Source organism: Listeria swaminathanii (assembly GCF_014229645.1).
Classification (GTDB): Bacteria; Bacillota; Bacilli; order Lactobacillales; family Listeriaceae; genus Listeria; species Listeria swaminathanii.
Map to the genome: position 1 here is coordinate 1,260,856 of NZ_JAATOD010000001.1, position 26,534 is coordinate 1,287,389.

The 26,534-nt window shown below is 37.3% G+C and carries 24 protein-coding genes and 3 other annotated features; all 24 genes read right to left on the reverse strand.

Translation table 11 applies throughout. From position 1 onward, the window contains the following. Positions 1 to 69: 69 nt before the first annotated feature. The 24 genes from glpK to HCX62_RS06420 all read right to left on the reverse strand — a co-directional run bounded on the left by glpK (position 70) and on the right by HCX62_RS06420 (position 26,531). Positions 70 to 1,563: a glycerol kinase GlpK gene (gene glpK, locus HCX62_RS06305; protein WP_185637756.1), complete on the reverse strand. Its 1,494-nt coding sequence runs from the start codon at positions 1,561 to 1,563 to the stop codon at positions 70 to 72. 74 nt (positions 1,564 to 1,637) lie between these two features. Then, positions 1,638 to 2,456, reverse strand: coding sequence for an MIP/aquaporin family protein (locus HCX62_RS06310; RefSeq protein WP_185637757.1), 819 nt, complete (start codon positions 2,454 to 2,456; stop codon positions 1,638 to 1,640). 366 nt (positions 2,457 to 2,822) lie between these two features. Continuing rightward, positions 2,823 to 3,113 carry a 50S ribosomal protein L27 gene (gene rpmA / locus HCX62_RS06315; RefSeq protein WP_003726866.1) on the reverse strand — a complete coding sequence of 97 codons (291 nt, stop codon included), beginning with the start codon at positions 3,111 to 3,113 and terminating at the stop codon, positions 2,823 to 2,825. A gap of 13 nt (positions 3,114 to 3,126) precedes the next feature. Further along, entirely contained in the window at positions 3,127 to 3,444 is a 318-nt protein-coding gene (locus tag HCX62_RS06320; RefSeq protein ID WP_008947910.1) for a ribosomal-processing cysteine protease Prp, read from the reverse strand. An 18-nt stretch (positions 3,445 to 3,462) separates the two neighbouring features. Then, on the reverse strand, positions 3,463 to 3,771 hold the full coding sequence (gene rplU, locus HCX62_RS06325) for a 50S ribosomal protein L21 (RefSeq protein ID WP_003726868.1): 309 nt from the start codon (positions 3,769 to 3,771) through the stop codon (positions 3,463 to 3,465). Positions 3,772 to 3,783: 12 nt separating this feature from the next. Next, positions 3,784 to 3,862: a sequence feature (ribosomal protein L21 leader region), on the reverse strand. A gap of 65 nt (positions 3,863 to 3,927) precedes the next feature. After that, on the reverse strand, positions 3,928 to 5,289 hold the full coding sequence (locus HCX62_RS06330; RefSeq protein ID WP_185637759.1) for a ribonuclease E/G: 1,362 nt from the start codon (positions 5,287 to 5,289) through the stop codon (positions 3,928 to 3,930). A 52-nt stretch (positions 5,290 to 5,341) separates the two neighbouring features. Continuing rightward, positions 5,342 to 6,142, reverse strand: coding sequence for a septum site-determining protein MinD (gene minD, locus HCX62_RS06335; RefSeq protein ID WP_185391451.1), 801 nt, complete (start codon positions 6,140 to 6,142; stop codon positions 5,342 to 5,344). A 2-nt stretch (positions 6,143 to 6,144) separates the two neighbouring features. Continuing rightward, positions 6,145 to 6,822: a septum site-determining protein MinC gene (gene minC, locus HCX62_RS06340; RefSeq protein WP_185637761.1), complete on the reverse strand. Its 678-nt coding sequence runs from the start codon at positions 6,820 to 6,822 to the stop codon at positions 6,145 to 6,147. Between the two features lie 178 nt (positions 6,823 to 7,000). Next, complete coding sequence (gene mreD / locus HCX62_RS06345; RefSeq protein WP_185637762.1) at positions 7,001 to 7,519, reverse strand: rod shape-determining protein MreD; 519 nt, start codon at positions 7,517 to 7,519, stop codon at positions 7,001 to 7,003. 2 nt (positions 7,520 to 7,521) lie between these two features. Continuing rightward, the gene (gene mreC / locus HCX62_RS06350) at positions 7,522 to 8,409 is read right to left on the reverse strand and encodes a rod shape-determining protein MreC (RefSeq protein ID WP_185637765.1); all 888 of its coding nucleotides are present in this window, start codon (positions 8,407 to 8,409) and stop codon (positions 7,522 to 7,524) included. Between the two features lie 84 nt (positions 8,410 to 8,493). Then, positions 8,494 to 9,507: a rod shape-determining protein gene (locus HCX62_RS06355; RefSeq protein WP_185637767.1), complete on the reverse strand. Its 1,014-nt coding sequence runs from the start codon at positions 9,505 to 9,507 to the stop codon at positions 8,494 to 8,496. 452 nt (positions 9,508 to 9,959) lie between these two features. Beyond that, positions 9,960 to 10,634 carry a RadC family protein gene (gene radC, locus HCX62_RS06360; protein ID WP_185637768.1) on the reverse strand — a complete coding sequence of 225 codons (675 nt, stop codon included), beginning with the start codon at positions 10,632 to 10,634 and terminating at the stop codon, positions 9,960 to 9,962. An 11-nt stretch (positions 10,635 to 10,645) separates the two neighbouring features. Continuing rightward, positions 10,646 to 11,356 (reverse strand): prepilin peptidase, encoded by a 711-nt coding sequence (locus HCX62_RS06365; protein ID WP_185637770.1) that lies wholly within the window; start codon positions 11,354 to 11,356, stop codon positions 10,646 to 10,648. A 212-nt stretch (positions 11,357 to 11,568) separates the two neighbouring features. Continuing rightward, entirely contained in the window at positions 11,569 to 12,858 is a 1,290-nt protein-coding gene (locus HCX62_RS06370; protein WP_185637772.1) for a bifunctional folylpolyglutamate synthase/dihydrofolate synthase, read from the reverse strand. A gap of 61 nt (positions 12,859 to 12,919) precedes the next feature. Then, complete coding sequence (locus HCX62_RS06375) at positions 12,920 to 15,571, reverse strand: valine--tRNA ligase (RefSeq protein ID WP_185637774.1); 2,652 nt, start codon at positions 15,569 to 15,571, stop codon at positions 12,920 to 12,922. A 48-nt stretch (positions 15,572 to 15,619) separates the two neighbouring features. Next, positions 15,620 to 15,846 (reverse strand) — a binding site (T-box leader). Positions 15,847 to 15,893: 47 nt separating this feature from the next. After that, positions 15,894 to 17,183, reverse strand: a complete 1,290-nt coding sequence (hemL, locus tag HCX62_RS06380) for a glutamate-1-semialdehyde 2,1-aminomutase (protein ID WP_185637776.1) — start codon at positions 17,181 to 17,183, stop codon at positions 15,894 to 15,896. Between the two features lie 12 nt (positions 17,184 to 17,195). Beyond that, the gene (hemB, locus tag HCX62_RS06385; RefSeq protein WP_185637777.1) at positions 17,196 to 18,170 is read right to left on the reverse strand and encodes a porphobilinogen synthase; all 975 of its coding nucleotides are present in this window, start codon (positions 18,168 to 18,170) and stop codon (positions 17,196 to 17,198) included. Then, on the reverse strand, positions 18,167 to 18,889 hold the full coding sequence (locus HCX62_RS06390; protein ID WP_185637779.1) for a uroporphyrinogen-III synthase: 723 nt from the start codon (positions 18,887 to 18,889) through the stop codon (positions 18,167 to 18,169). Before HCX62_RS06390 ends, hemB begins: the two co-directional genes overlap by 4 nt. Next, positions 18,886 to 19,815: a hydroxymethylbilane synthase gene (hemC, locus tag HCX62_RS06395; protein ID WP_185637781.1), complete on the reverse strand. Its 930-nt coding sequence runs from the start codon at positions 19,813 to 19,815 to the stop codon at positions 18,886 to 18,888. The genes HCX62_RS06390 and hemC overlap by 4 nt, the downstream gene beginning before the upstream one ends. 3 nt (positions 19,816 to 19,818) lie before the next feature. After that, the gene (gene hemA, locus HCX62_RS06400; protein WP_185637783.1) at positions 19,819 to 21,126 is read right to left on the reverse strand and encodes a glutamyl-tRNA reductase; all 1,308 of its coding nucleotides are present in this window, start codon (positions 21,124 to 21,126) and stop codon (positions 19,819 to 19,821) included. A 127-nt stretch (positions 21,127 to 21,253) separates the two neighbouring features. After that, entirely contained in the window at positions 21,254 to 21,838 is a 585-nt protein-coding gene (yihA, locus tag HCX62_RS06405) for a ribosome biogenesis GTP-binding protein YihA/YsxC (protein WP_003723242.1), read from the reverse strand. Positions 21,839 to 21,945: 107 nt separating this feature from the next. Beyond that, on the reverse strand, positions 21,946 to 23,868 hold the full coding sequence (gene thrS, locus HCX62_RS06410) for a threonine--tRNA ligase (protein ID WP_185637785.1): 1,923 nt from the start codon (positions 23,866 to 23,868) through the stop codon (positions 21,946 to 21,948). 70 nt (positions 23,869 to 23,938) lie between these two features. Continuing rightward, positions 23,939 to 24,171: a binding site (T-box leader), on the reverse strand. A 50-nt stretch (positions 24,172 to 24,221) separates the two neighbouring features. Next, positions 24,222 to 25,145: a primosomal protein DnaI gene (gene dnaI, locus HCX62_RS06415; protein WP_185637787.1), complete on the reverse strand. Its 924-nt coding sequence runs from the start codon at positions 25,143 to 25,145 to the stop codon at positions 24,222 to 24,224. A 9-nt stretch (positions 25,146 to 25,154) separates the two neighbouring features. Continuing rightward, positions 25,155 to 26,531 (reverse strand): replication initiation and membrane attachment family protein, encoded by a 1,377-nt coding sequence (locus HCX62_RS06420; RefSeq protein ID WP_185637789.1) that lies wholly within the window; start codon positions 26,529 to 26,531, stop codon positions 25,155 to 25,157. Positions 26,532 to 26,534 lie beyond the last annotated feature (3 nt).

The window sequence follows — 26,534 nt, forward strand, 5'->3', positions numbered from 1 at the left end:
GATATTTATTTGTTTTACATAGCAAAAATGCGCCAAATGCTTTTACACATTTGACGCATCTTTTAGAATTTATTTAAAAGCTTGTGCCGCTTTAACAGCTTTATGCCAGCCTTCATATAAATCTTCTCTTTGTTCTTCTTTCATTTCTACTTCAAAACGTTTGTCCAGTTTCCAATGTTTTTTAATTTCATTTTTATCTTTCCAAACACCTACTGCAAGTCCTGCTAAAAATGCTGCTCCGAGTACCGTTGTTTCTTTGTTTTCTGGACGTTCTACTGGAACACCTAGAATATCGGATTGGAATTGCATTAAGAAATTATTAGCAGAAGCTCCACCATCTACACGCAACGTTTTTAATTTAATTCCTGAGTCTTGTTCCATCGCATAAAGAACGTCTCTTGTTTGATACGCAAGAGATTCCAAAGTTGCACGGATAAACTGTTCTTTTTCAGTTCCGCGAGTTAATCCAAACACAGCACCACGAACATCTGAATCCCAGTAAGGTGCGCCTAAACCGACGAATGCCGGTACAACATACACGCCATCACTTGACTCAATACGACTCGCATAGTTTTCAGAATCACTTGATTGGCGAACCATACGTAAGCCATCACGTAACCACTGAATAGCAGAACCAGCAACGAAAATACTACCTTCAAGCGCGTATTCCACTTTGCCATCAATTCCCCAAGCCAGGGTTGTCAATAGGCCATTTTCAGAACGCACTGCTTTTTCCCCAGTATTCATTAGTAAGAAACAACCAGTTCCGTACGTATTTTTCGCCATACCTTTTTCAAAACAGCCTTGACCAAATAATGCCGCTTGTTGGTCACCAGCGATACCTGCAACAGGAACTTCTTCACCAAAGAAGTGATAAGGAACTGTGTCCGCATATACTTCAGAGGATGGACGAACTTCCGGTAACATCGCTCTCGGGATATTAAGCATTTTCAGAAGCTCGTCATCCCATTCTAAATCATAAATATTGTAAAGAAGCGTACGAGAAGCATTGGAATAATCCGTAACGTGCGCACGACCACCAGTTAATTTCCAAACTAACCAAGTATCAATTGTCCCGAAAAGAAGTTCCCCTTTTTCAGCACGTTCTTGTGCTCCGTCTACATGGTCCAGAATCCAGCGAGCTTTTGTTCCCGCAAAATATGGATCAATCAAAAGGCCGGTTTTAGAACGAATCGTATCTTCATAGCCATCTTTACGTAGTTGTTTACAAATATCTTCCGTTTGACGAGATTGCCAAACAATCGCATTATAAATCGGGTTGCCGCTTTCTTTATCCCAAACAACGGTTGTTTCACGTTGGTTAGTAATACCGATACCAGCAATTTCTTTAGAAGAAATATTTGTTTTAAGTAACACACCCGCAATTACAGCTAAAATGGAAGCCCAGATTTCATTGGCATTATGCTCAACCCAGCCTGGCTTAGGAAAAATTTGGTCAAATTCTTCTTGCGCAACGCCAATTACTTCGCCTTCTTCATCAATAATCATCGCTCTTGAACTCGTTGTTCCTTGATCTAGTGCTAAAATATATTTCTTTTCCATGTAAAATTCCTCCTCTAGTTTTAAGTACTACGAAAGCCCGAAGACTCTCGTTTGGAGCTAGTTTACACCCTAGCCTATGCTAAATCTTTTTTCTTGTCGAGTTGCATGGTTAAAATAAGAATTAAAACAAATAATACCGCGAACACCCAGAACCACATTCCTAGTTCGCCTTTAATAATGGCATTATACCCTAAAGCACCTAATGCACCACCCATGATTGGTCCAATAACAGGAACCCATGAGTAACCCCAGTCTGATCCACCTTTACCAGAAATCGGCCAAACGAAATGCGCAATTCTCGGTCCAAGGTCACGAGCTGGATTGATTGCATAACCTGTAGTTCCACCAAGAGACATCCCGATAGCTACGATTAATGCACCAACAACAAGTGGATTTAATCCGTCTGAAAAGGAATTAGCACCTAATGATAGTAATCCAAACACTAACATAAATGTACCTAATGCTTCACCAAAAAAGTTCGATGTAAAATGGCGAATAGCTGGCGCCGTTGCAAACACGCCTAGTTTTGTTGGTTTATCTTCTGTTTTCTTCCAATGTGGGTAGTAATGTAACCATACAAGCGTTGCCCCGATAAACGCTCCGATAAATTGAGCAAGAATATAAGGCAATACGTAATCCCACGGGAAAGCACCCGCAAGCGCCATAGCGATCGTTACAGCAGGGTTAAGATGGGCCATACTCATGTATCCTGAAACATATACACCCATTGTAACACCTAGCCCCCAAGCTAAAGTAATAACGACCCAGCCGCCATTCTCCGCTTTTGATTTCTTCAGCGAAACACCTGCTACGACACCAGCACCTAAAATAATTAGAATGGCAGTACCAACAACTTCACCTAGAAATTGTGTTGCTAAACTTGTGTCAATCATCTTTTCCAACTCCTTCTTTTTGCTTATTTGTAGCACCGGAATTTTTGCCCTTACTAGTCCCCTTACATTCCGATTATCAATTAGCTTCAAAAAAAGAATGACAATCAAAACGTAGGCATACTAGTACCTTGGCATCGTTTCGATTGTCATCTCTTCTCCTGACATGTTAATTAACTTGAGTCTATTTAATCACATCAAGAAAACGCTGTCAATCAAACGACTTGTCCTATTTTTCACAAAGTCTTTTCATCTGCCTCTTTACTTTTACCCCAATCCAGGAGAGTTATAACCCAATTTACAAGAAATTAATTCACAAAGGTAAAAACAGAAAAAAACCGCCACAAGTGACGGTTTTTAAATTTGCATTTAAGCTTCTTGTACTTCAGGATAAACGCTAACTTTTTTCTTGTCGCGTCCCATACGTTCGAAACGTACAACGCCGTCAGTTTTAGCGAATAAAGTATCATCGCCTCCACGTCCTACGTTAGTTCCTGGATAGATTTTAGTACCACGTTGACGGTAAAGGATAGATCCACCAGTAACAAATTGTCCGTCCGCACGTTTTGCACCTAAACGTTTTGATTCAGAGTCACGTCCGTTAGAAGTCGAACCGCCACCCTTTTTGTGCGCAAAATGTTGAATATCAAATTTTAACATGAAATTCCACCTCCTATTTGGAGTTAATTTTTATATGATCAGGATAGCTGTACGCTAATGACCTTAGTTGATTTTCCATCCCTGTGAGCAAGATTTGTACCACGTCATCCTCGACATAATCAGCAGGCACAGAATAGTAAAGGTAACCCTCCGACTCTTCTATTACAGGCGCAAAATCACGTACTTCCGAAATAGCATTCACCATTCCAAAAGCAATTGACGAAGCTCCTGCACATACCAAATCACTGCCATGTTCGGCAAAATCGGCGTGTCCACTCATCGTAAAAGAAATTATTTGGTTGTTTTCTCGCTTAACATCGACTTGAATCATTTTTTTCGTCCTTTCAAATTAAGCATTGATTGCATCAATAGTTAATTTTGTGTAAGGTTGACGATGACCTTGTTTTTTGTGGTAGTTCTTTTTCGGTTTATATTTATAAACTGTCAATTTCTTCGCACGGCCTTGTTTTTCAACTTTAGCTGTTACAGTTGCACCTTCCACGAATGGAACGCCAACTTTAGCGGAATCTCCACCTACGAATAGAACTTTGTCAAAAGTAACAACATCACCAACTTCACCTGCTAATTTCTCAACATAGATCTCTTGGCCTGCTTCTACTTTGATTTGTTTCCCACCTGTTTCAATAATTGCGTACATACTTGCACCTCCTCATATACTAAGACTCGCCATCACAGGGGATTTACACAAGGTAAACACTTGACCCAGCTCTGTGCGGTTGTAGCTTGGTGCGCTACAAACATAACAGTAAAATGATAGCATAAGCTAGCTGCCTATGTCAACCAATTGTTAATTTTAGTTTTCCACCCGCGCAATTTGATAAAATGGCACTCTTTCATCCGCCACTTCCCAATCAATTGGTGCATTATTAAATATATTCAAATCTAAAAACGTATCCAAAACGTCTTCTGTTGTAATAATTTGAATGCTATTCGGCTCACTTTGCATAATCCCTGCCAGTTCCCGCTCTAACTCAAAAGCAAGTGTTTCTTTGGAAGCCACATGACCTGTCGCATAACAAACCGGACAAGGCATAGTCGTCACTTCTAAAAATGATTGCTGCTTCTTGCGTCTCGTTAATTGTAACAGCCCTGACTGCGAAAGTGCTGCGACTTGAGTTGTAATGTATTCTTCGCGTGTTTCGGCCTCTAACGCTTCGTATAGCTCTCTATGCCCTGCTTCTGACATCCCACCGATAAAGTCTACTAAAATCATCCCACTCATATTACGCAATCTAATTTGACGCAAAATTTCCGGGACAGCTTTAAGATTGACCGACTCGACTGTTTTTTCCTTTGCTGTAGTACCCTTAAATCTACCCGAGTTGACATCGACTACCCACATCGCCTCAGTTTTTTCAATAAATAACGAAGAACCATTCGCTAAATGGACAACTGGGCGCGCTAACCTATCCATTTGCGCTTTAATGCCCATATCCGCAAATAAATCCGCACTTTTCTTTAAAGTGACTAGCTTATCTGGATATGTATTTTCTAGTATCTTCGCAAATTCAAAATCGTCGGTAATGATTTCTGTCGGCGTGTAGCGTTGAATGAATTGTTTCGCGCTAGTAAAGATACCTGACGCGGCAGATAATAATAAGCCTGGTTTCTTTCGTTTAGCTGCTTCTTTTAATAACGCTTGATGTTTCTCACGCGCTTGAGTTAAAGCTTCTTGCATCTGCTCTTTCGTTGCATTTTCAGCATTCGAGCGAATAATCAACGCTTCATTTTCTACTAACAACGTCTCCACTTTTTGTTTCAAGGTATTTTTATCAACTATTCGTTTGGAAACAGAAATATATTCTTTACCATACAAATAAATGAGTAAATCCCCAGAAAACTCCAGTACACCCGTTAATAATGGCAGTTTTGTCGCGCTACCTTCTCGAACGATTTGAACTGGGATTTTGGCGCCTTGCGTCTTGTCATAACTTTCCGGAATATCTTTTAAATGAATGAAGCCCTTGCTATTATTACCTAAATCAACAAATGCAGCTTCCATTTTACGGTCAATTTTTTGAATAAAACCATAAAAAATATCGCCAACTTGAACTTTTTCAGAAGGCCGTACAATTTCGATATCTATTAACACATCATCATTAAGCACTGCTGCTCGCTTTTCTATAGGAGCCGCACTTATTATTAGCTTTTTCATCCAATCACCTTTTATAAAGACCCTTCATCTAAAAGATAAAGGGCCTAATTTTTTATTTTCCACTAAAAAGTACTTTTAAGCGAGAAAGAAATCCTGCTTTTTTGGACTCGATTGACATTAATGGAATAGACTCTCCAAGAATGCGTCGAGCAATATTACGGTAACCTTGTGACGCACGATTATTCGGCAACATAGCAACCGGATCCCCGCTGTTAGACGAACGAATAACTTCATCGTCATCAATAATAATACCAAGTAATTCAATCGATAAATGTGTTGTAATTTCGTCAATATCCATTACATCACCATTCACCATCATTTGCGTACGAATACGATTAATAATTAATTTCGGAGGCTCAATATCTTCTTTCTCAAGCAAACCGATAATTCTATCTGCATCGCGCACGGCTGAAATTTCTGGAGTAGTAACAACAATAGCTTTGTCTGCCCCAGCAACTGCATTTTTATACCCTGTTTCAATCCCTGCAGGACAATCAATTAAAATAAAATCATAATCCGGACGCAGTTGATTAATCAATTCCACCATTTGCTCGCCCGAAACAGCATTTTTATCCGTCGTTTGTGCAGCCGGAAGCAAGAAAAGTAAATCATCAAAACGTTTATCTTTAATCATGGCTTGATGAATTTTACAGCGACCTTCCACTACATCCACCAAATCATAAATAATTCGATTTTCCAAACCTAAAACAACATCTAAATTGCGAAGGCCGATATCCATATCAATCAAGCACACTTTTTTACCCTGAAGAGCAAGTGCCGTCCCTAAGTTAGCAGTTGAAGTAGTTTTTCCTACTCCGCCTTTCCCAGAAGTAATGACTATAGCTTCTCCCATGTTTAACGCCCTCCTTGAAAATTAGAAATTTCAGGTCTAATTTTTCTTATCTTATGTATTCCATCTATTATTATCTCTCCTGCATCATCTACAAATGCAGAAAACAAATCTGTTTCTGTCACTTCTTTATAATCTTCACTATCAAAGCCATATACTTTTCCAGCTATTCTGACTTGTGATGGATAAAGAAATTTCCCTGCAACAATTGCATTTTCGTCACCTTCAAAACCAGCATGAATAATTCCTTTAATATTACCTAGAACAAACACATTGCCCTTTGAACGGATTTGTCCACCCGGATTCACATCGCCAATAAGCAGGAAATCTCCAGGAACTTGAACAACTTGTCCAGAGCGAATAATCGTTGCCATGGAAAATATTTGATCATTTTCTTTCCACTTTTTGGCTTCATCTTTAGACATAACATTACTATAAAACGCGCCAATTTTCATTTGACTATTTTTATGAATAATAGTTGATATTTCAAGCTCTTCTTCCTCTGAAAACAGACGGTTACCAATTTGAACTTGCACCTCTAATTTTTCACCAGAGTATGGGTTTTGTTTTTGATCCGCCAGCAATTGAGTTAGTTCTTGTTGCAACTCGGATATACTCGCTTTGTCACTAAGAAAAATACTAATGCCGTCTTTTGTGCCTTTAATTTGAACATTCTTCTTCATATACCATTTCACCCCGCAACATTTATACTCTAGTCCTTAGTATACACTAACTCAAATTAAATGATAATAAAAAAATACTTTTTTTGAAAAAAACAGCTTGAAATCGCAAACTGCGGATACTCTCCACAGTCATACTTTTTCAAGTAATAGCGAATTCAAACTGATAAAATTACGATAGTTATTCTGATTTAACCAAGCGATCAAGAAACAATCGGAATGGGAAAAAAACAACTAAAAAGAACGCCAAATTAAACAAAATCGTTGTCCATAAACGTTGATCAATGAAAACTGGAATGCTCATCGTCGTCGAACCAATCAAATAATAAAATGCATAAACCAAGCTTTCCGTAAGAATAATATTAAATACAGCAATCAAACCAACGAGAAGCACATTATTTTGCAACACTTTCATGAATTTATCTGTGATATACACAGTAAATGGGAAGATTGCAAAATAAATGCCCATCACGCCCGTATAATAAATATCAAACAATAAGCCTAGAATAAACGCATATACTAAAGTCGTATTCCGTTTATAAAAACAAGTCATAATCGTCAACATGATAAGTAAAAAATGTGGAATGAAAAGATGTTTATCATTGAAAAGACCATTCGCAAACTGAAGACTAAAAACACCCTCTAAAATAAAGGTTCCAACCATGATTGCAGGAAGCGCAATGTTTTTCTTTACATTCATGATTATTGTCCTCCAGTCGCATCTGAACTAGTTGTATCATCCGCCTTTGTCCCTGCTTCAGCTGAACGCTTCAAAACAGTTACATGGTTTAAATCATACATGTCAGCACCTGGCTTAATAAACGCGGTTTGAGATAATCCCATTTTATCAGTTTCTACTTTTTCAATCGTACCGATAAAGATACCTGCTGGGAATTTCCCGCCGAGTCCAGAAGTAACAACTTTCTGTCCTTTTTTAAATTTCATGTCATACGGTAATTGTTTTAATTCAAGCAACTTAGTATCACTGTCATATCCATTGATAATCCCGAATGCGTTTTCCTCGCCCTGCACTTTAGCAGAAACACGGTTTTTCACATCGGATGAAGTTAGTAATTCAACGGTAGCTGATTTAGCTCCTGTGGTCGTTACTTTACCAATAAGACCACTTGGTGTAGTAACTGCCATATCAGGTTTCACTCCATCACTAGAACCTTTGTCAATTTCTATTTGGTCATTCCAATTTGTAGGATTTCTAGAAATAACAGAAGCATTTAGTGGATCATAATCACGAATACTGTCAGTAATATCAAGACTTTCTTTTAAATCTTTATTTTCTTTTTTTAAGTCTGCAACTTCACTTTCAAGTTGTGCCAATTCTTCTAAACGTTCTTTCAGATGTTGGTTTTCAGTGTAGGTGTTTTTCAAATCAACCACTCCACCAACTACACCCGAAATAAATGAAGTAGGCTTAGCTACTATATTTTCGCCAAATCCAACAACATCTTTCACAAATTGTTCCGGCCACGAAGCATTCTCGCGATCACGCAAAGAAAAACCAACTAACGCGACGAGAACAATAATAGATATTAACAAGATAATCAAACGTTTATTGAGAAAAAATTGTGGCATAACGACACCTCATCTCGTTAGTACTCTTTTTCCATTTTTTGAAGCTAATTCATCTTGTTATATGACATAAATGAGTGTGTCCATTTAGTTCATTTTTTTATTTTTATACATATCCATGTTTTCTAAAGCTTTTCCTGTTCCAATTGCAACACAATCAAGTGGTTCATCTGCAATAATAACTGGCATTTTTGTTTCTTCAGAAATAACGGCATCTAAATTACGTAAAAGAGCTCCCCCACCTGTAAGTACAATCCCTTTATCCATAATATCAGCTGATAGTTCTGGCGGTGTATTTTCAAGTGTTCCTTTTACAGCATCAATAATTGCTGCAACTGTATCTGCAAGAGCTTCACTAATTTCTTCTGGCGTAATTTCAATTGTTTTCGGAAGACCCGTTACTAAATCACGTCCACGAATACTAAACGGAGAAAGGTCCAATCCTTTTGGACTAGCGGAGCCGATTTCCATTTTGATTGATTCGGCAGTACGATCACCAATTAATAGATTGTATTTTTTGCGAATATAATTAATAATAACTTCATCTAAATCATCACCAGCAGTTCTAACAGAGCGGCTAGTCACGATACCTCCAAGTGAAATTACAGCAACTTCTGTAGTTCCCCCACCAATATCTACAACCATGCTACCTGTTGGTTCGCCAACTGGAAGTCCAGCGCCAATAGCTGCAGCAAAAGGTTCTTCAATTGTGAATGCATCTTTAGCCCCCGCTTGACGAGTTGCATCGATTACAGCGCGTTTTTCTACGCCTGTAATTCCAGAAGGTACACATATCATTACGCGTGGTTTGCTCGCATTAACGCTCTTACCAGCTTTTTGTATGTAATACTTCATCATCGCTGCAGTTGTATCATAATCAGCAATAACTCCATCTTTCATTGGACGAATTGCAACAATATTTCCTGGTGTTCTACCAATCATATTTTTTGCGTCGCTACCAACTGCAACTATTTCTTGTGTGTCTTTTTTCATTGCTACAACGGAAGGTTCACGAAGGACAATACCTTTTCCCTTCATATAGACAAGCGTATTCGCAGTCCCTAAATCAATTCCAATATCTTTATTACCAAATCCAAACATCTGTATTCTCCTTTTCCTTCGTAATATTCTACAGGATACATTAAGTTTCCTTATTCGTCCATTAAATTAATGTTACCTTATCCCTTTGTGTCAATGTTTCTGTTTAGACACATAAACAACCATCTTATTATAACATAAGTACAGCTATCAGACATTAATTTTTCATGAGAAGGAAAAAATTTTAACTTTTCTTTAAAAACTATGTTTGGGAGTTGTTAAAATTATTAAAAATATACTTTTGAAAGGATAAATTCTCACTTAAAAAATTCTATTAAACAAAGAAAAACTGGAATAGTAAACATACCGATTATTATTGAAAAGACCATAATATTATCTTTATATACTCTCCATCTATTTAACATTACAAGCCACCTTTTGCATTTTGTTGATACTCACTTTAGCATACGGAATCAAATGATGTCTGTAGATATTTTGTGAACAGTGGCTCAATTTTAAAAATAACCTTTTTCTTTTAAACTAATGTACTTATTCTTACCAATGATAATATGGTCTAACAGCGTGATTCCAACAATATTTCCTGCTTCAGCTAATCTTTTGGTTACTAGTAAGTCTTCGCTTGAAGGCGCTGGATCACCAGATGGATGGTTGTGAAAACACATAATAGATGCAGACGATTTTCTTAGTGCTAATCTAAAAACTTCTCTTGGATGAACGATAGACGCATTCAGTCCGCCAACAAAGATTGTTTGGCGATAAATCACTTGATTTTTTGTGTTTAAAAAGAGGCAGTGGAAATGTTCTTGAAAGAGAAACGCTAACTCAGGCATTACCAATTTAACAGCATCTTCTGGGCATCTGACGACAATCTCCTCTTGCTCTGTTACTAAGCTTATACGCCTGCCAAGTTCAACTGCTGCCATAATTTTAGAAGCTTTAGCTATTCCGATACCATTAACTAATTGAAATTCTTCAATGGAAGCATATTGCATCTCTGCCACATTTTTGAATTTCATAATAATTCGATTTGCTATTGTTAAAACAGACTCATTCTTTGTTCCAGTTTCAATGATCAAAGCTACTAACTCCGAAGATGATAGACTCTCTATCCCATAGTTTTGTAATTTTTCACGTGGTTTTTCATTTTCTAGAACTTCATTTATCAGCATAAAAACAGCTCCTATTTTATCAAAATACTAACTAGCAGGAAGGAAGCATAAATATATGGCACAAATGGAACTTGCTTATTTTTCTTCACTTTTTTAAATAGTAATGCAGTTAATAATATAATCGTTCCTAGAATAATCGCTAGAAAAAAGATGTAATAACCCATTTTAAAACCTAAGAAAGTACTTAAAATAATAAGTATTTTAATATCCCCTAACCCAATTCCTTTTCTAAATATACTAAAGAAAAGCAAGTAAAAAAGGCCACTCATAACACCTGAATAAATTAAATCGAGCCAAGGTTGATTAAAAAGAATAAAGAAAAGAAACAGCATACATACAAATAAAGATAGGACAGCATTAGGAACGTACAAATAAAAAATATCCGTAATAAAGAAAAAGGCTAAAAAATAATAAATGATGCAGTATACAAAAAACGGATATGAAAAAGAAAATTGAATGTATATAAGGAGTGTATACATTGGTGTTATTAATTCCATCAAAAAGTAAATTAAAGGAATAGGTCTACCGCAACATTTAGACTTCCCTTTTAAAAATAAAAATGAACAAATTGGAATAATATGATAGAAAGCTAGTGGTTTTTGGCAATAATTGCACTCCGAAAAGCGGAATAAAAAAGATTTTCTTATTGGGAAACATTCTCCTGCCACTTGAACAAAAGACATAAAAATCGTGCTATAAATTGCTAATAAAAAATAAAGCATCTGCCACCTCCTAGTTGTTACAAACAGAATAGCAAAGATAATTTATTTTTGCACATAGGTAAAATTGCTTTTCCGGCCCCAATATATAGCAAAAACACCTATTTTCCACTAAGAAAAAAAGGTGTTTTTGCATGCTTCTACCCTATGAAAATGCTTTTTTAGGTATTTGTCATTTTTTATTTTCCACAGTATACTCGCTTTATTCCAAAAGCTTAGCGGAAGATCGATAACAAATATTTTCGGACTTCTGAAATAAAATAAAGGGATCCAGTAATAAAGTATTTAGTATCATTTTTAGTTTTATAAATGTCATTTAACGCTTGTTGCCAATCTGAATTTATTGAAACGCCTTCACTTTTCCCGATTCGGATTACTTCTTCCGCTGTCATAGCTCTAGGATAATCAAAGGTGGTCAATAGTATTTCCGAATTTGGAATTGCTTTTAATGTCATTAGCATTTCTTGATAATTTTTATCTGCTAAAATACTAACAATTATTTTTTTAGGCCCCGGATACATTTCGATTGATTGAGCGAACGTTTGAACGCCTTCTGGATTATGCGCCCCATCTAGCATGATAAATGGATCTGATGTAATCTTTTCCATTCTTCCTGGCCAAAACGCTTTTTCCAAACCTTTTCTAATTGCCGGCACTTCAATTTCAAAAGAAGAAAAGGTATTTAAGTACTGTAACACTTTTATTGCCACGGCAGCATTGTTTAATTGATGAAGACCTTGTAAGCCAAGGAAAAGGTTTCTTATTTCTTCTCCATAAATGGTTTTGTAGATAATGTCTCCATTGTCATCATGTATAGAAAACGAGTTATTTAATTGAGCGATACTGGAATCGTTATTCGTTGCAATCTTTTCTATTACTTCTTGGGCTTCTTTTTGAATAACTCCAGAAACAACAGGTATTCCTGGTTTGATTATTCCAGCTTTTTCACTCGCAATTTGCTCGATTGTATCTCCAAGGAATTCCATATGGTCCATGCCAATTGTTGTAATTACAGAAACTAACGGTATTAGAATATTCGTGGAATCTAGTCTTCCTCCAAGCCCGACTTCAATAATACCAATATCAATGGATTCGTATTCAGCGAAACATAAAAACATCATAGCTGTAATAATTTCAAATTCTGATGGTGGTCCATAAACAGTTGCTTCAAGTTCTTCTGCAATAGGTTTAATCCGGTTAGCTAAAGCAACAATCATGTCATTACTAATTGGTTCACCATTAATACTAATTCGTTCATTAAAAATCTCAATATAAGGTGAAGTGAAGGTTCCTGTTTTATACCCTGCTTCTTCTAAAACATTTCTAGTAAAGGTGAGCGTTGATCCTTTGCCATTTGTTCCAGCAATATGTACCCATTTATTCGCTTTTTCTGGATGATTTAATTTGTCCATCATATACTCCATCCGCGCTAACCCAGGTTTTATTCCTAAACGAAGTGTTCCATGAATCCAATCTAGTGCTTCTTCATATGAATTTAATGTCATTATTTAAACCACCTTAAAACTGACCTTACCACTCGGTTGGATGATAAGGTCAGTTCATTTATTATACTTCTTTTAATGTTTCAATTCTTTCTAGAACAGAGGCTTTTTTCTCTAGATAATCTTTTTCTTTCAAGCGTTCTTCGGCTACTACATTTTCAGGCGCTTTGCTAATGAATCGCTCATTATTTAATTTCCCTTGTACTCTCGCTACTTCTTTATTCCATTTTTCTAGTTCTTTTTCAAGACGAGCAATTTCTACTTTTAAATCAATTAATGCTTCTAAAGGAATGAAAATTTCCGCTCCAGAAACAACAGCAGTCATGGCAGTCTTAGATGGTTCAACATCAAATGAAATAGTAACTTTTTCTGGATTACAGAAACGATCAATATATGAAATATTTTGTTCTAAAATTTCTCTGTAGGTATCATCTTTCGGTTTAATCTCAAGAACGATTTGCTTGCTAAGAGGTGTATTTACTTCTGCTCGGATGTTTCGAACAGCGCGAATCACCTCAACTAGCGTGCCCATAGCCATAGAAGATTTAGTATCCATTTGTTCCTCATTCACTTTTGGCCATTCCGCAATCGTAATAGATTCCCCTTCGTGAGGTAAGTTTTGCCAAATTTCTTCTGTTACAAATGGCATAAATGGGTGAAGTAAACGCATAGTCGCATTCAAAGTATATGCAAGTACGGATCTTGTTGTTTGTTTAGCAACCTCATCCTCACCGTAAAGAGGAATTTTAGCAATTTCGATATACCAATCACAGAAATCATCCCAAATAAAGTTATATAACGTTCTTCCAACTTCACCAAATTCATATTTCTCACCTAAGGAGGTAACAGCTTGAATTGTTTCGTTAAGTCTAGTCAAAATCCATTTATCACTAACTTCCGTCACATTAGACAAATCAATTTCATCATATTTCATCCCATCTAAGTTCATTAATACAAAACGAGATGCATTCCAAATTTTATTAATAAAGTTCCATGTGGACTCTACTTTTTCATAGCTGAATTTTAAATCTTGACCAGGTGATGAACCAGTTGCAAGTGTATAACGAAGCGAATCCGCGCCATATTTGTCAATAACTTCAATAGGATCCACACCATTACCAAGTGATTTAGACATTTTACGTCCTTCAGAATCACGCACTAAACCATGTATCAGTGTATCTTTGAATGGTCTTTCACCAGTAAATTCTACAGATTGGAAAATCATTCTTGATACCCAGAAAAAGATAATATCATAGCCAGTTACTAAAGTATTTGTCGGGAAGAAATGTTTGAAATCTGGATTCTCAGTATCCGGCCAACCCATTGTTGAAAATGGCCATAATGCTGAACTAAACCATGTATCAAGCACATCTTCATCTTGCTCCCATTCAGTTAGATTTTCAGGTTCTTTTTCTCCAACATAAATTTCACCAGTTTCTTTATGGTACCAAGCTGGGATTCTATGTCCCCACCACAGTTGGCGAGAAATACACCAATCATGAATATTGTCCATCCATGTTTCATATGTTTTTTCAAATCTAGCTGGTACAAAATTAACTTTGTCTTCCGTTTTTTGGAGAGCTAATGCTTCTGCTGCAAGAGGCTCCATTTTTACAAACCATTGTAGAGAAAGATATGGTTCTACTACAGCTCCAGTTCTTTCTGAGTGACCTACTGAATGCAGATGCGGTTCTTGTTTGATAAATAGACCTAAATCTTTGAAGTCTTGAATAATTTCTTTTCTAGCTACAAAGCGATCTAACCCATCATATTTCCCAGCATTTTCATTCATCGTTCCATTTTCATGCATAACTATAATTCTTGGTAAATCATGACGATTACCTACTTCAAAGTCATTCGGATCATGTGCAGGTGTGATTTTTACTGCGCCAGAACCGAACTCTCTTTCAACGTATTCATCAGCTACGATTGGGATTTCTCTATTTAAAATCGGCAGCATAATTGTTTTACCAATTAAGTGTTGATATCTTTCATCTTTAGGATGAACTGCAACAGCTGTATCACCAGGAATAGTTTCTGGACGAGTTGTCGCTACTTCTAAATAGCCAGAACCATCAGTAAGAGGATATTTCAAATGATAGAAACTTCCCTCAATATCTTTATGAATAACTTCAATATCGGATAATGCCGTTTTCGCTTCTGGATCCCAGTTTATTATATATTGGCCACGATAAATAAGTCCTTTGTTATATAGTGTAACAAATACTTTTTTAACTGCGTCGGATAAGCCATCATCAAGGGTGAAACGTTCTCTTGAATAATCTAAACCAAGACCTAATTTTTCCCATTGTTCACGAATAAAATCAGCGTATTCTTCTTTCCATTCCCATGTTTTGTCAACAAAGTTTTCACGGCCTAGGTCATAGCGAGAAATATTAGCTTCTTTTAGTTTCGCTTCTACTTTCGCTTGAGTCGCAATACCTGCATGGTCCATACCCGGTAAGTATAATGTGTCAAAACCTTGCATTCTTTTCATCCGAGTAATGATATCTTGTAATGTAGTATCCCATGCATGCCCTAAATGTAACTTTCCTGTTACGTTTGGTGGTGGGATAACGATGCTATACGGTTCTTTATCAGTATTTCCTTCTGCTTTGAAGAATTCTTTTTCTAGCCACCATTTATATTTGCCAGCTTCTACGTTACTTGGCTCATATTTTGTAGGCATATTTATTTCATTTTGTTCTTTTGTCATAACGCTTCCTCCTTTTTTAAGCAAAATAAAAAACTCTTCTCATCCTAATAAAAGGACGAAAAGAGTATTATTCGCGGTACCACCTTTTTACCTACAAAAAAAGTGTAGGCACTTCGTTAGGTTAACGATAGAGAAAATCTACCGGTTATTCCCTACTATGAGTTCAGGAATACTGCTCCAAGGCTACCTTCAGACATTATTTTTGAAAGCTTACACCAACCGCTTTCTCTCTTTTGAAAAATAAGTGTCTTACTCTTCCTCTTCATCACATTTGATTCTATATACTAGAAATAATTTTAACAAAACTTTCTAGATTCGTCAATTAGCCGCGAAGTATTTTACAAGTAGTATCAAACGCTTCTAACGTTTTATCAATATCCTGCTCGGTGTGCATGGTAGAAATGAATACACCCTCAAACTGAGACGGTGGCAAGAAAATACCTTGAGCAAGCATTTCGCGATAATAGTTTCGGAAAAATTCTAAATTACTTGTTTTCGCAGTATCAAAATTAATAACTTTTTGGTCGGTGAAAAAGAATCCAAACATCGAACCAGCTTTATTAATAGAAAGCGGCACTTCACGTCTAGTAGAAATTTCAGTTAAGCCTTCTTCCATTCGTTTAATTAAAGAACGGAAAATGTCATAGTGTTGCGGTGTCAATTGGCGAACCGTTTCAAAACCAGCATTCATCGCTAATGGATTGCCTGATAAAGTTCCCGCTTGATAAATGGAACCCGCCGGAGCAATTTGTTCCATAATCTCTTTTTTACCACCGTAGGCACCAACTGGCAAGCCTCCGCCAATTACTTTACCTAGACAAGTAATATCAGGTGTAACCACATAATAACCTTGTGCTGAATAATAATCTACCCGGAAACCGGTCATCACTTCGTCAAAGATAAGTAAAGAATCATATTTAGTTGTTAGTTCTCTAAGGCCTTCTAAAAATCCTTCAATCGGAGGAACGACGCCCATGTTACCAGCAACAGGCTCAACAATTACGGCAGCTATTTCTTCCCCATATTTTTCAAAAGCTAGTTTTGCACCTTCAATATCGTTATATGGCACTGTGATTGTATCGGCAGCAAGTCCTTTTGTAACTCCTGGAGAATCAGGTAAGCCTAAAGTCGCGACACCTGAACCAGCTTTAATTAATAAGGAGTCTCCGTGACCATGGTAACTTCCTTCAAATTTCAAGATTTTCTCTCTCTTAGTATAGCCGCGAGCTAAACGTATTGCGCTCATTGTCGCTTCTGTTCCTGAAGAAACCATACGGACAATCTCAATGGATGGCACGCGTTCGATTACTAATTTGGCTAATTCTGTTTCAATTTCTGTAGGTGTTCCAAAGCTTGTTCCTTTCATTGCAGCATTTGTAATTGCACTTACAACAGAAGGGTTACAATGGCCCAAAATTAGTGGCCCCCAAGATAGTACGTAATCAATATATTCATTTCCATCAACATCAGTAATGTATGCGCCTTTCCCGTGGTCCATAAAAACCGGTGAGGCATCTACAGAATTGAATGCTCGAACGGGACTATTTACACCGCCAGGCAAGACTTTCTTTGCTTCTTTAAAAGCTTTTTCAGAATTTGAATAGTTTCGCAAATCTCCTACCTCCTATTTATTTAAGTATTTAGATACATCTTTTGCAAAATAAGTAATGATAAGTGTTGCCCCTGCTCGTTTCATACTTGTTAGCATTTCTAAAACAATTTTTTCTTCATCAATCCAACCATTTTGCGCTGCTGCTTTTACCATTGCATATTCGCCGCTGACATTGTAAGCAACTACTGGCAAATTCGTATTATTTTTAACGTCTCGCATAATATCTAAATAAGATAAAGATGGTTTCACAATGAGAAAGTCTGCGCCCTCTTGTTCATCAGACAATGCTTCCCGCAGTGCTTCTTCTCGGTTAGCTGGATCCATTTGATAAGATTTTCTATCACCAAATTGCGGTGCGCTTCCGGCAGCATCGCGGAAAGGTCCGTAAAAAGCTGATGCATATTTAACTGCGTATGACATAATCGGAATATCGTAAAAGCCAGCTTCATCTAGCCCTTCGCGAATTACTTGAACAAAACCATCCATCATATTGGAAGGAGCAATGATATCTGCCCCTGCAGTAGCTTGGCTGACAGCTGTTTGTTTCAATAATTCAAGTGATTCATCATTTAGAATTTCGCCGTTTTCAATTACACCACAGTGACCATGGTCTGTAAATTCACATAGGCAAGTGTCTGCTACAACAATTATTTCAGGAAAATTATTTTTTATCAGTCTTGTTGCTTCTTGGATAATCCCATGATCATGATAAGCCTGTGTTCCAACAGCATCTTTTTCTGCAGGTATTCCAAATAAAATAACTGCTTTAATGCCAAGGCTTTGCACCGTGCGCATTTCTTCTTCTAATTCATGCAAAGGAAATTGGAAAACACCTGGCATGGAGATTACTTCTGTTTTGGGCTCTGTACCATCTTTGACAAAAATTGGATAGATTAAATCATCTGTATGTAAGACTGTTTCTCTCACTAAATCACGCATTGTTTTGGTTTTTCTTAGACGACGATGTCTATCAAATTGATTTTTCATTTTAATTCCTCCTGTATTATCAAATCAGCTAAGTGCTTCATGGTGAAGGTTTTGGGTTGATATGTCACTGCCCATCTATCTGCTAAAATGGCTTTCGTTGTTACGCTTCCAATGGATGCAATGCGCCAATTTTCTTTTTGATTAGGAAATGATTTCGCAATCGAATAAAAATTTTTCCAAGCAGATGGGCTGGCAAAGATAAATATTTGTGTTTCATTTTGTTTTAACCAGTTGATTAACATTACTTTAGAATTTTCTGGAAAGCTAGTTTCATATAGTTCAATTGGTAGAACTTGGTGTCCTTTTTTTATCAGTGTGTCTTCTATTATGGATCTGCTTAAATTGCTTTGCGGGAGTAAGATACTTGTTTGGCTCTCATTTTGACTTAACCATTCAGCTAAAAATACTTCCGATTGATAAACAGACGGAACAAAACTAGGATTATAACCATATTCTGCGAGCTTTTCTTTAGTTTTCTCTCCAATTACGGCAATGTTATAATTCGTTTTACTTTTCTGATTGGCGAAGAAATACTCCACCGCGTTGACGCTCGTTAGAAAAAGCCATTCTGCCGCTTGTTGCTCTCGGTTTAAACTGAATTTTTTTGGCTGTGTTTCAATCAACGGAATCGATTCAACTTCAAAACCATTTTGTGAAAAATAGGCTTGCCATGGTTTATTTTTGCTCGCTTCTCTTGTTAAAACAATTTTTTTAATCATGCGTTTCTCAGTTCTTTGATAATTGTATCTGCACCTTCGCTCAGCAAGACTTCTGCTACTTGATTTCCAATTTCACTTGGATTGGCACCTGTTTGTTCAGATTCAAGAATAATTGAACCGTCTGCATTACCAACTAAACCTTTAAAATGGATACTATCGCTAGTTTTCGTAGCAAATCCAGCAATTGGAATTTCGCAACCACCATTTAATTTTTTTAAGAAAACGCGCTCTGCTTCTACACAAACGCCTGTTTCTTCGTGATGAATAGACGCAAGCATTTCGCGAATTTGTTGATCACTTTCACGACACTGGATAGCAAGAGCCCCCTGACCAACTGCTGGTAAGCATAGTTCTGGCGGGATATCTTCTAGTTTTAAAGTAGTGTTTTCTAGCCAGCCCATTCGAGCCAGTCCAGCTTTTGCTAAAATTATCGCATCAAAGTTTTCAGCGTGTAATTTTTGCAGGCGTGTATCAATGTTGCCGCGAATTGGTTTAATCACAAAATCAGGACGATGCTTTAGAAGTTGCGCCGCACGACGAAGGCTACTTGTGCCAATAACAGCACCTTTAGGCAACTCATCTATTGCACTCACCTCATTAAAAACGAAACAATCTAGCGGAGATTCACGTTTTGGAACCGCACCAATAACTAGCCCTTCTTTCAAACTAGAAGGGACATCTTTCATACTATGTACCGCGAAATCAATCACATTATCGCTCAAAGCTTGTTCGACCTCGGAAACAAATAGCCCTTTCCCGCCGACTTTGCTAAGCGTAACGTCTAAAATACGATCACCTTTTGTGACTATTTCTTTTATCTCGAAATCGAACTCAGGATAATTTTCTTTAAGTTTGTTAATCACCCAATTTGACTGTGTTAAAGCTAATTTACTACGTCTAGAACCAACAATTATTTTCCGTTTCATTCGTTAACTCCTCGTTTCAGCTTGTTCTTTTTCTGTTACATTTATAGTCGTTTCGGTTAAACCAAAAATACGCTTAAAGTGGTCGATGCTTGAATTTGCATCCTCTTCTACGGACATCTCTTTTAGTTCTGAGATAGGTTGTTTAAGCATTTGGTTAATGATGCTTTTCATATGTTTTCCAATTTGGATATATTCGCGTTCTGTTAGGCCTGGAAGTTTATTCTCTAAGCTTGTCATAGTGACTTCTTGCATATCTAGTGCTTTTTCACGCAAGGCACGAATAACTGGGACGACGCCTAGTTGTTTTTCCCACTCGAAAAAGCTCCGAACTTCTGTCTCAATTGTATTTTCAAGTTCTTGGACAATTTTTTGTCGTTCTAATGAGTTCGCGCTAACCACTCCAGCTAAATCATCAATATCATACAAATGGAAATTGGGAATATATGAACAATCATGTTCAACATTTCTTGGTAAACCGATGTCGATCACAAGCATGGAGCTTGCTTTTTGTTCCATCAATTCTTGCATAGCGGCTTGTTTGATGATTGGTTCTGAAGCACTTGTGGATACGAGAACGATATCAGCTAACAATAGATGGTCATTCATATTTTCATATGCGCCAACTTTTGCTTGAAATTGATTGGCTAGGATTTCTGCATTGGATTTTGTGCGATTAATTATTGTTATATCTGCAATGCCACTTCCGGCGAGGTTTTGCAAAGCGAGTTCGCTCATTTCTCCTGCGCCAACGAGGACGATTTTTTTATTATCTAAGGAACCATATAACTTTTTAGCAACTTCTACAGCTGCATAACTGACAGAAACGGCATTTTCGTTGATTTTTGTATGGTGATGCACTTTTTTAGCGAAAGTAACTACTTCACGGAAAAGTTTATTTAAAAGTGTTCCTGTTGTATCCGTTTGTTTGGCGATTTCGAATGCGTGTTTTACTTGTCCGAGGATTTGCGTTTCTCCTAGTACAAGCGAATCGAGTCCCGCGGTTACTTTATATAAATGATTGACGGCCTCTGTTTCCTCATGGAAAAACAAATAAGGCTCAATTTTTTCCATATCCATTTGAAACCAATTAGCCATAAAGCGTTTTAAATAGTATCGGCCTGTATGTATCTGATCCACAACCGCCACAATTTCTGTTCGATTGCATGTCGAAATAATAACATTTTCGAGGATACTTTTTTCCTGCAATAATGTTACTAAGGCCATTTCTTCTTCGGTTTCTTTAAAAACTAATTTTTCGCGGATGTCGATTGGTGCTGTGTGATGATTCAGCCCCATGGTGAGAATAAACATTCGATAATCCTCCTAAAATTAAATTGAACTCTAATACATTCTACCACTTTTCGATGTGTACACCAAATAGTCCGTTTTTGTATTTAGACGGAAAAAAGAGCTGGAATTTTCAGTCCAACTCTTTCTCTTATTCCATTCCTTCTTTGATAAACTGCCACGCTTCGTCTTTTCCCATTTTTGTTTCAGAGGAAAATAAGACAAATTTGTCATCTGGATCAAAATCCAAAGTTTCACGCACAATTTTAGCATTTTTTTGCCATTTACTGCGTGGGATTTTATCTGCTTTTGTTGCTACAACGATGACTGGGATATCGTAATACTTTAGAAACTCATACATCATGCGGTCATCTTCTGTTGGCTTATGGCGCAAATCGACAATTTGGATAACGCCGCGAAGTTGCTCACGAGAAGTGATATACGTTTCAATCATGACGCCCCATTTTTCTCGTTCGGTTTTCGACACTTTTGCGAAACCGTAGCCAGGCACATCGACGAAGAAAAGTGCTTCTTCAATTTTATAAAAATTTAGCGTTTGTGTTTTTCCGGGTTTTTGTGAAATTCTTGCCATACTTTTACGGCGAATCATCGTATTAATAAAAGATGATTTTCCTACGTTAGATCGGCCTGCAAGTGCGTATTCTGGAAGGTCTGTTTCAGGGTATTGCTCTGGTCGAACAGCGCTTATTATTAGTTCTACATTATTTACATCCATAATTTTCCATCCTGTTCTATTCATTATCTTTTACTAGTATAACGGAAAAAGAGGAAAAAAGCACCATGAAAAAAATACTGCCCCATTACGAGACAGTATTTTTCGAATTAATATTTGCTTACTTCTGCTACTACTTGTGCGATAAAAGCATCTAAATCCATTGTTTCGGATTCTTTAGAGCCGTAGCGACGAACGTTTACAGAACCAGCTTCTACTTCTTGATCACCCAATACTAATGCATAAGGGATTTTCTTAGTTTGCGCTTCACGGATTTTATAACCTAATTTTTCATTGCGGTCGTCTACTTCCGAGCGAAGTCCAGCGCGTTGTAATTTATCTTGAACACCTTTTGCATAATCTAAATGTGCATCTGCGTTAACGGGGATAAGTTCCATTTGTACTGGAGCTAACCAAGTCGGGAAAGCACCTTTGTATTCTTCAATTAGATATGCGACGAAGCGTTCCATTGTAGATACAACGCCACGGTGAATAACGACTGGACGATGTTTTTCGCCATCTTCGCCGATGTAAGTTAAATCGAAGCGTTCTGGAAGTAAGAAGTCCAGTTGTACAGTGGAAAGAGTTTCTTCTTTACCAATAGCAGTTTTCACTTGAACGTCTAATTTTGGACCGTAAAATGCAGCTTCTCCTTCTGCTTCAAAGTAATCCATTCCCATTTCGTCCATTGCGGATTTAAGCATTGATTGCGCTTTTTCCCACATTGCATCATCGTCAAAATATTTTTCTGTATTTTTCGGATCACGGTAACTCAAACGGAAAGAATAATCTTTAATATCAAAGTCTTTATATACTTCTAAAATTAGCTCGACAACGCGTTTGAACTCGTCTTTGATTTGGTCTGGACGAACAAATACGTGCGCGTCATTTAAAGTCATTCCACGAACACGTTGTAATCCAGAAAGTGCGCCACTCATTTCATAGCGGTGCATCATGCCAAGTTCAGCAATACGGATTGGTAATTCACGGTAACTGTGGATATCATTTTTATAAATCATCATGTGATGCGGGCAGTTCATTGGACGTAAAACAAGTTCTTCATTGTCCATTTTCATTGTTGGGAACATGTCTTCATGATAGTGATCCCAGTGACCGCTTGTTTTGTAAAGTTCCACGTTCGCCATAATTGGAGTGTAAACGTGATTGTAACCAAGGCGCTCCTCTTTATCCACGATGTAACGTTCGATAACGCGGCGGATAGTTGCACCTTTTGGTAACCAAAGTGGTAATCCTTGGCCAACTTCAATGCTATTTGTAAATAAATCTAATTCTTTACCTAGTTTACGATGGTCACGCTCTTTGGCTTCTTTTTGCATTTGGATAAATTCTTTTAAGCCGTTTTTGTCGAAGAAAGCAGTACCATAAATACGTTGAAGCATTTTGTTATTACTGTCTCCGCGCCAGTATGCACCAGCCACGCTTAATAATTTAAACACTTGAATTTTACCAGTGGAAGGAACATGGACACCACGGCAAAGGTCGAAAAACTCACCTTGAGTGTAAATTGTCACTGTTTCATCTTCTGGGATTGCTTCGATAAGCTCTAATTTATAATGGTCGCCAATTGCTTTAAAACGTTTAATGGCTTCTTCGCGAGAAACAACTTCGCGCTCAATTGGTACGTTTTCACGAACAATTTTTTGCATTTCTTTTTCGATTTCAACTAGAGATTCATCACTAATAACTGCCTCTGTATCAATATCATAGTAGAAACCAGATTCAATCGCTGGACCAACCCCAAATTTCACATCTGGATAAAGTCGTTTTAGCGCTTGAGCCATTAAATGGGCTGTACTGTGACGCAAAATGCCAAGTGCATCTTCATGGTCTGGAGTTACAATTTCAATTGCCCCGTCTTCGTGGATGGGAGTTACTAAATCAAGTAATTCCCCGTTTAATTTACCTGCTAGTGCTTTCTTTTTTAGGCCTGGGCTGATTGAAGCAGCAATATCAGCTGTTGAAACGCCTGGCTCAAATTCTTTTACAGCACCGTCTGGAAATGTGATTTTCATACTAATCTCTCCTTTTCGTTTTTTGAAATGTGGTTAGGAGGGCAAAATAAAAAACCCATCCCTCCTGTTGTCAAGGGACGAGTTTATGCTCGTGGTTCCACCCAAGATTCAGAAATAGCTAAAACTTAACTACTTCACTCTTGTCGCCTGTAACGGAGCGATCCGTCTATTATTACTAATTAAATAACGTTCCTAATAGAAGTTCCAAGGTGGTCCAAATTTAAGTTCCAATAGAAGGTTCCCAGCTAGCCCTTCCTCTCTAAAATTTTCCGTTAAATTGGTTGTCCTTTTCATCACTTTGTTTTATATTACTTCAAATTATAAGCCCGATTAAACATATTTGCAAGCACTTTTTAGAAACGGCGATTTTTACCTTCTAAGTTGACCTCTTTCGATAAATAGCGCACACGTTCCATGATTCGACGAGCTTTTAGTTTTTCTTCGATGCCGTTTTGGGCAAACATTAAATGATTTTCTAATTGATCCATGTTGTAATTAGACGAGAAGAAAGTTGGTAATTCTTCTTGCATTCGGAATTGTAAAATAGCGCCAAGCACTTCATCACGTGTCCAAGCTGTCATGGATTCAGCACCAATATCATCGAGCATTAGCACTTCGGTTTCTTTCGCAAATTGGATTTTTTCGCCAACGGTATTGTCAGAAATAGATTGCTTCACTTCACGCATGAACTCAGGTAAATAAACGAGTGTCGTTGAAATACCTTTTAAAGCAAGTTCTTTCGCAAGTGCGCCCAACAAGTATGATTTTCCGGTTCCGAAACTACCATGGATAAACAAGCCTTTGACATAATTTCCTTTTTTAACAATATAATCATCTAAAAATTTATATGCTTCAACTCTTGCTAAATAACGTGAGTTCTCATCAACATAAAAATTATCAAGATTCGCTTCTAAAACCTGTTTAGGCATATAAAGTGAATGAAATCTCCGCTCAACTGCGCGGCGTTTATCTTCTTCTATTTTCTCTTTCGTCGGATAATAGGTGACGGTGATGAATTCCCCATTAAGAACAAGTTTTGGAGCATAGCCTGGCATTAAGGTTTCTTCTTGTTCAGTAAATTTTTTATGTTGCGTCATAAATTCATATAAGTTAGATAGGTTTTGATTTACTAATTGCTCCGTTATATCTTCTTTATGCTCCTTGAAAAAGTCTTGAATTGGTTGATAATGGAGAACTTGTTGTTTTAATCCTTGGTATTCTTTTTCAAAGTCGCGTCCCTCAAAAAGCTGTCCTAATGTTCTTTCGATGTTATCCATATTCTTCACCTACCTTTTATTTAGTCGTTCTTTAATTTCACGAACTTGGTCTTCGAGTGTTTGTTTTTCTTTGTCAGTCATTTTATTTTCCGCTGGAGCAACTTGTTCTTTATCAAACCAATCCGGTAAAATTTCTTTTCGAGTCGATTTTTGATAATTTCGGTTGTAATTATTGGTTTTAGGTGTAGCTGGTTCTTCTTGAAGGCGTTTATATTTTTCGTGCTCTTGCCACGCTAAATCCATTGCTTCTTTGGCGGTTTTCACGTTTTTTCGTTTCCAGTGAGCGGCGATGGTCATCATATAATTTTTGGAAAGCTTCCGGTCAAGCCGCAATAAGACATACTCAATCAGCACATTCATTACAGGTACCGGTAAATTTTGTTGATTCATCACTTCTTCTACAACGCGTAAATCCGTTTCAGCTGGTACCGCACCATCTGAAATATCGACCAATAATTGAAATGGCGTGATGCTCTCTAAATAAACTTGCAGTGCTTCTTCGTCATTCAATGCTTCTTCTGGTTCTTTGCTAACGGGAGTATCTTCCTTCATTTGCAGTTTTGGCGGAGCGCCGTTTTCTATCGTGTAACCTTCGCGAACGATTTTCCGCAAGTAAACAATGTCAATCTCGCCATTCGCATCAAGTGCACGGTACAAATAACTCGGCATATCTTTTTCGGAAACTTGATAAATTCCGTGTAATTTTAAAATCGTTTGGCGCACTTCTTTTGTTATTTTTTCGCGGGCAATCATACCCGGTGAAAGCAAACTTAAAAATAAATTAAAGTCAAAACTAGCGTCATCAAATTCGATTTCTTTTGCCTCAACTTTATCTACTAAAACTTGGTTGGATTCAGATGGAACAGCGCTACTCCCACCTTTAAATGGTTCAAAAACGTCTTGGAATGAACGAGTAATTTCGCTATATGTATCCGTTTCAAATGCTTCATCTGCAAAAAAGCGACGCAAACGTTGAAACTGCGCATTGCCAATTTTGCTATATAAATAAATATTCAAAAGACCATCCGAAAAAAACTTTTCTGGTGATAACGGTGGCAAGATTTCATAAATATAAAAGCGTTGGTCGTTTTCGGTTTTTACATAACTTTTCAGAAGGCCTAAACCTTCCAATTTTAGTCGTGCTTCGAATAACGCTTTCAAACTAATATCAAGCATATTTAAAAGTTGGACGTGCGAATGCGCTTCTGACCAAAGCCTGTTTTCTTCGACTTCTGTAAACAGTGTTTGGTATAAAGCAAGACATTCTGCCCCCATTAGCGGTTGATATAACATCGTAATTATTTTTCTGTCGGCGCCCGTCAAGATTCCACTTGCTTTCACTTGATAGCTATCTACCGCTTGAAGTTCCATCCAAAATTCAGTCAATTT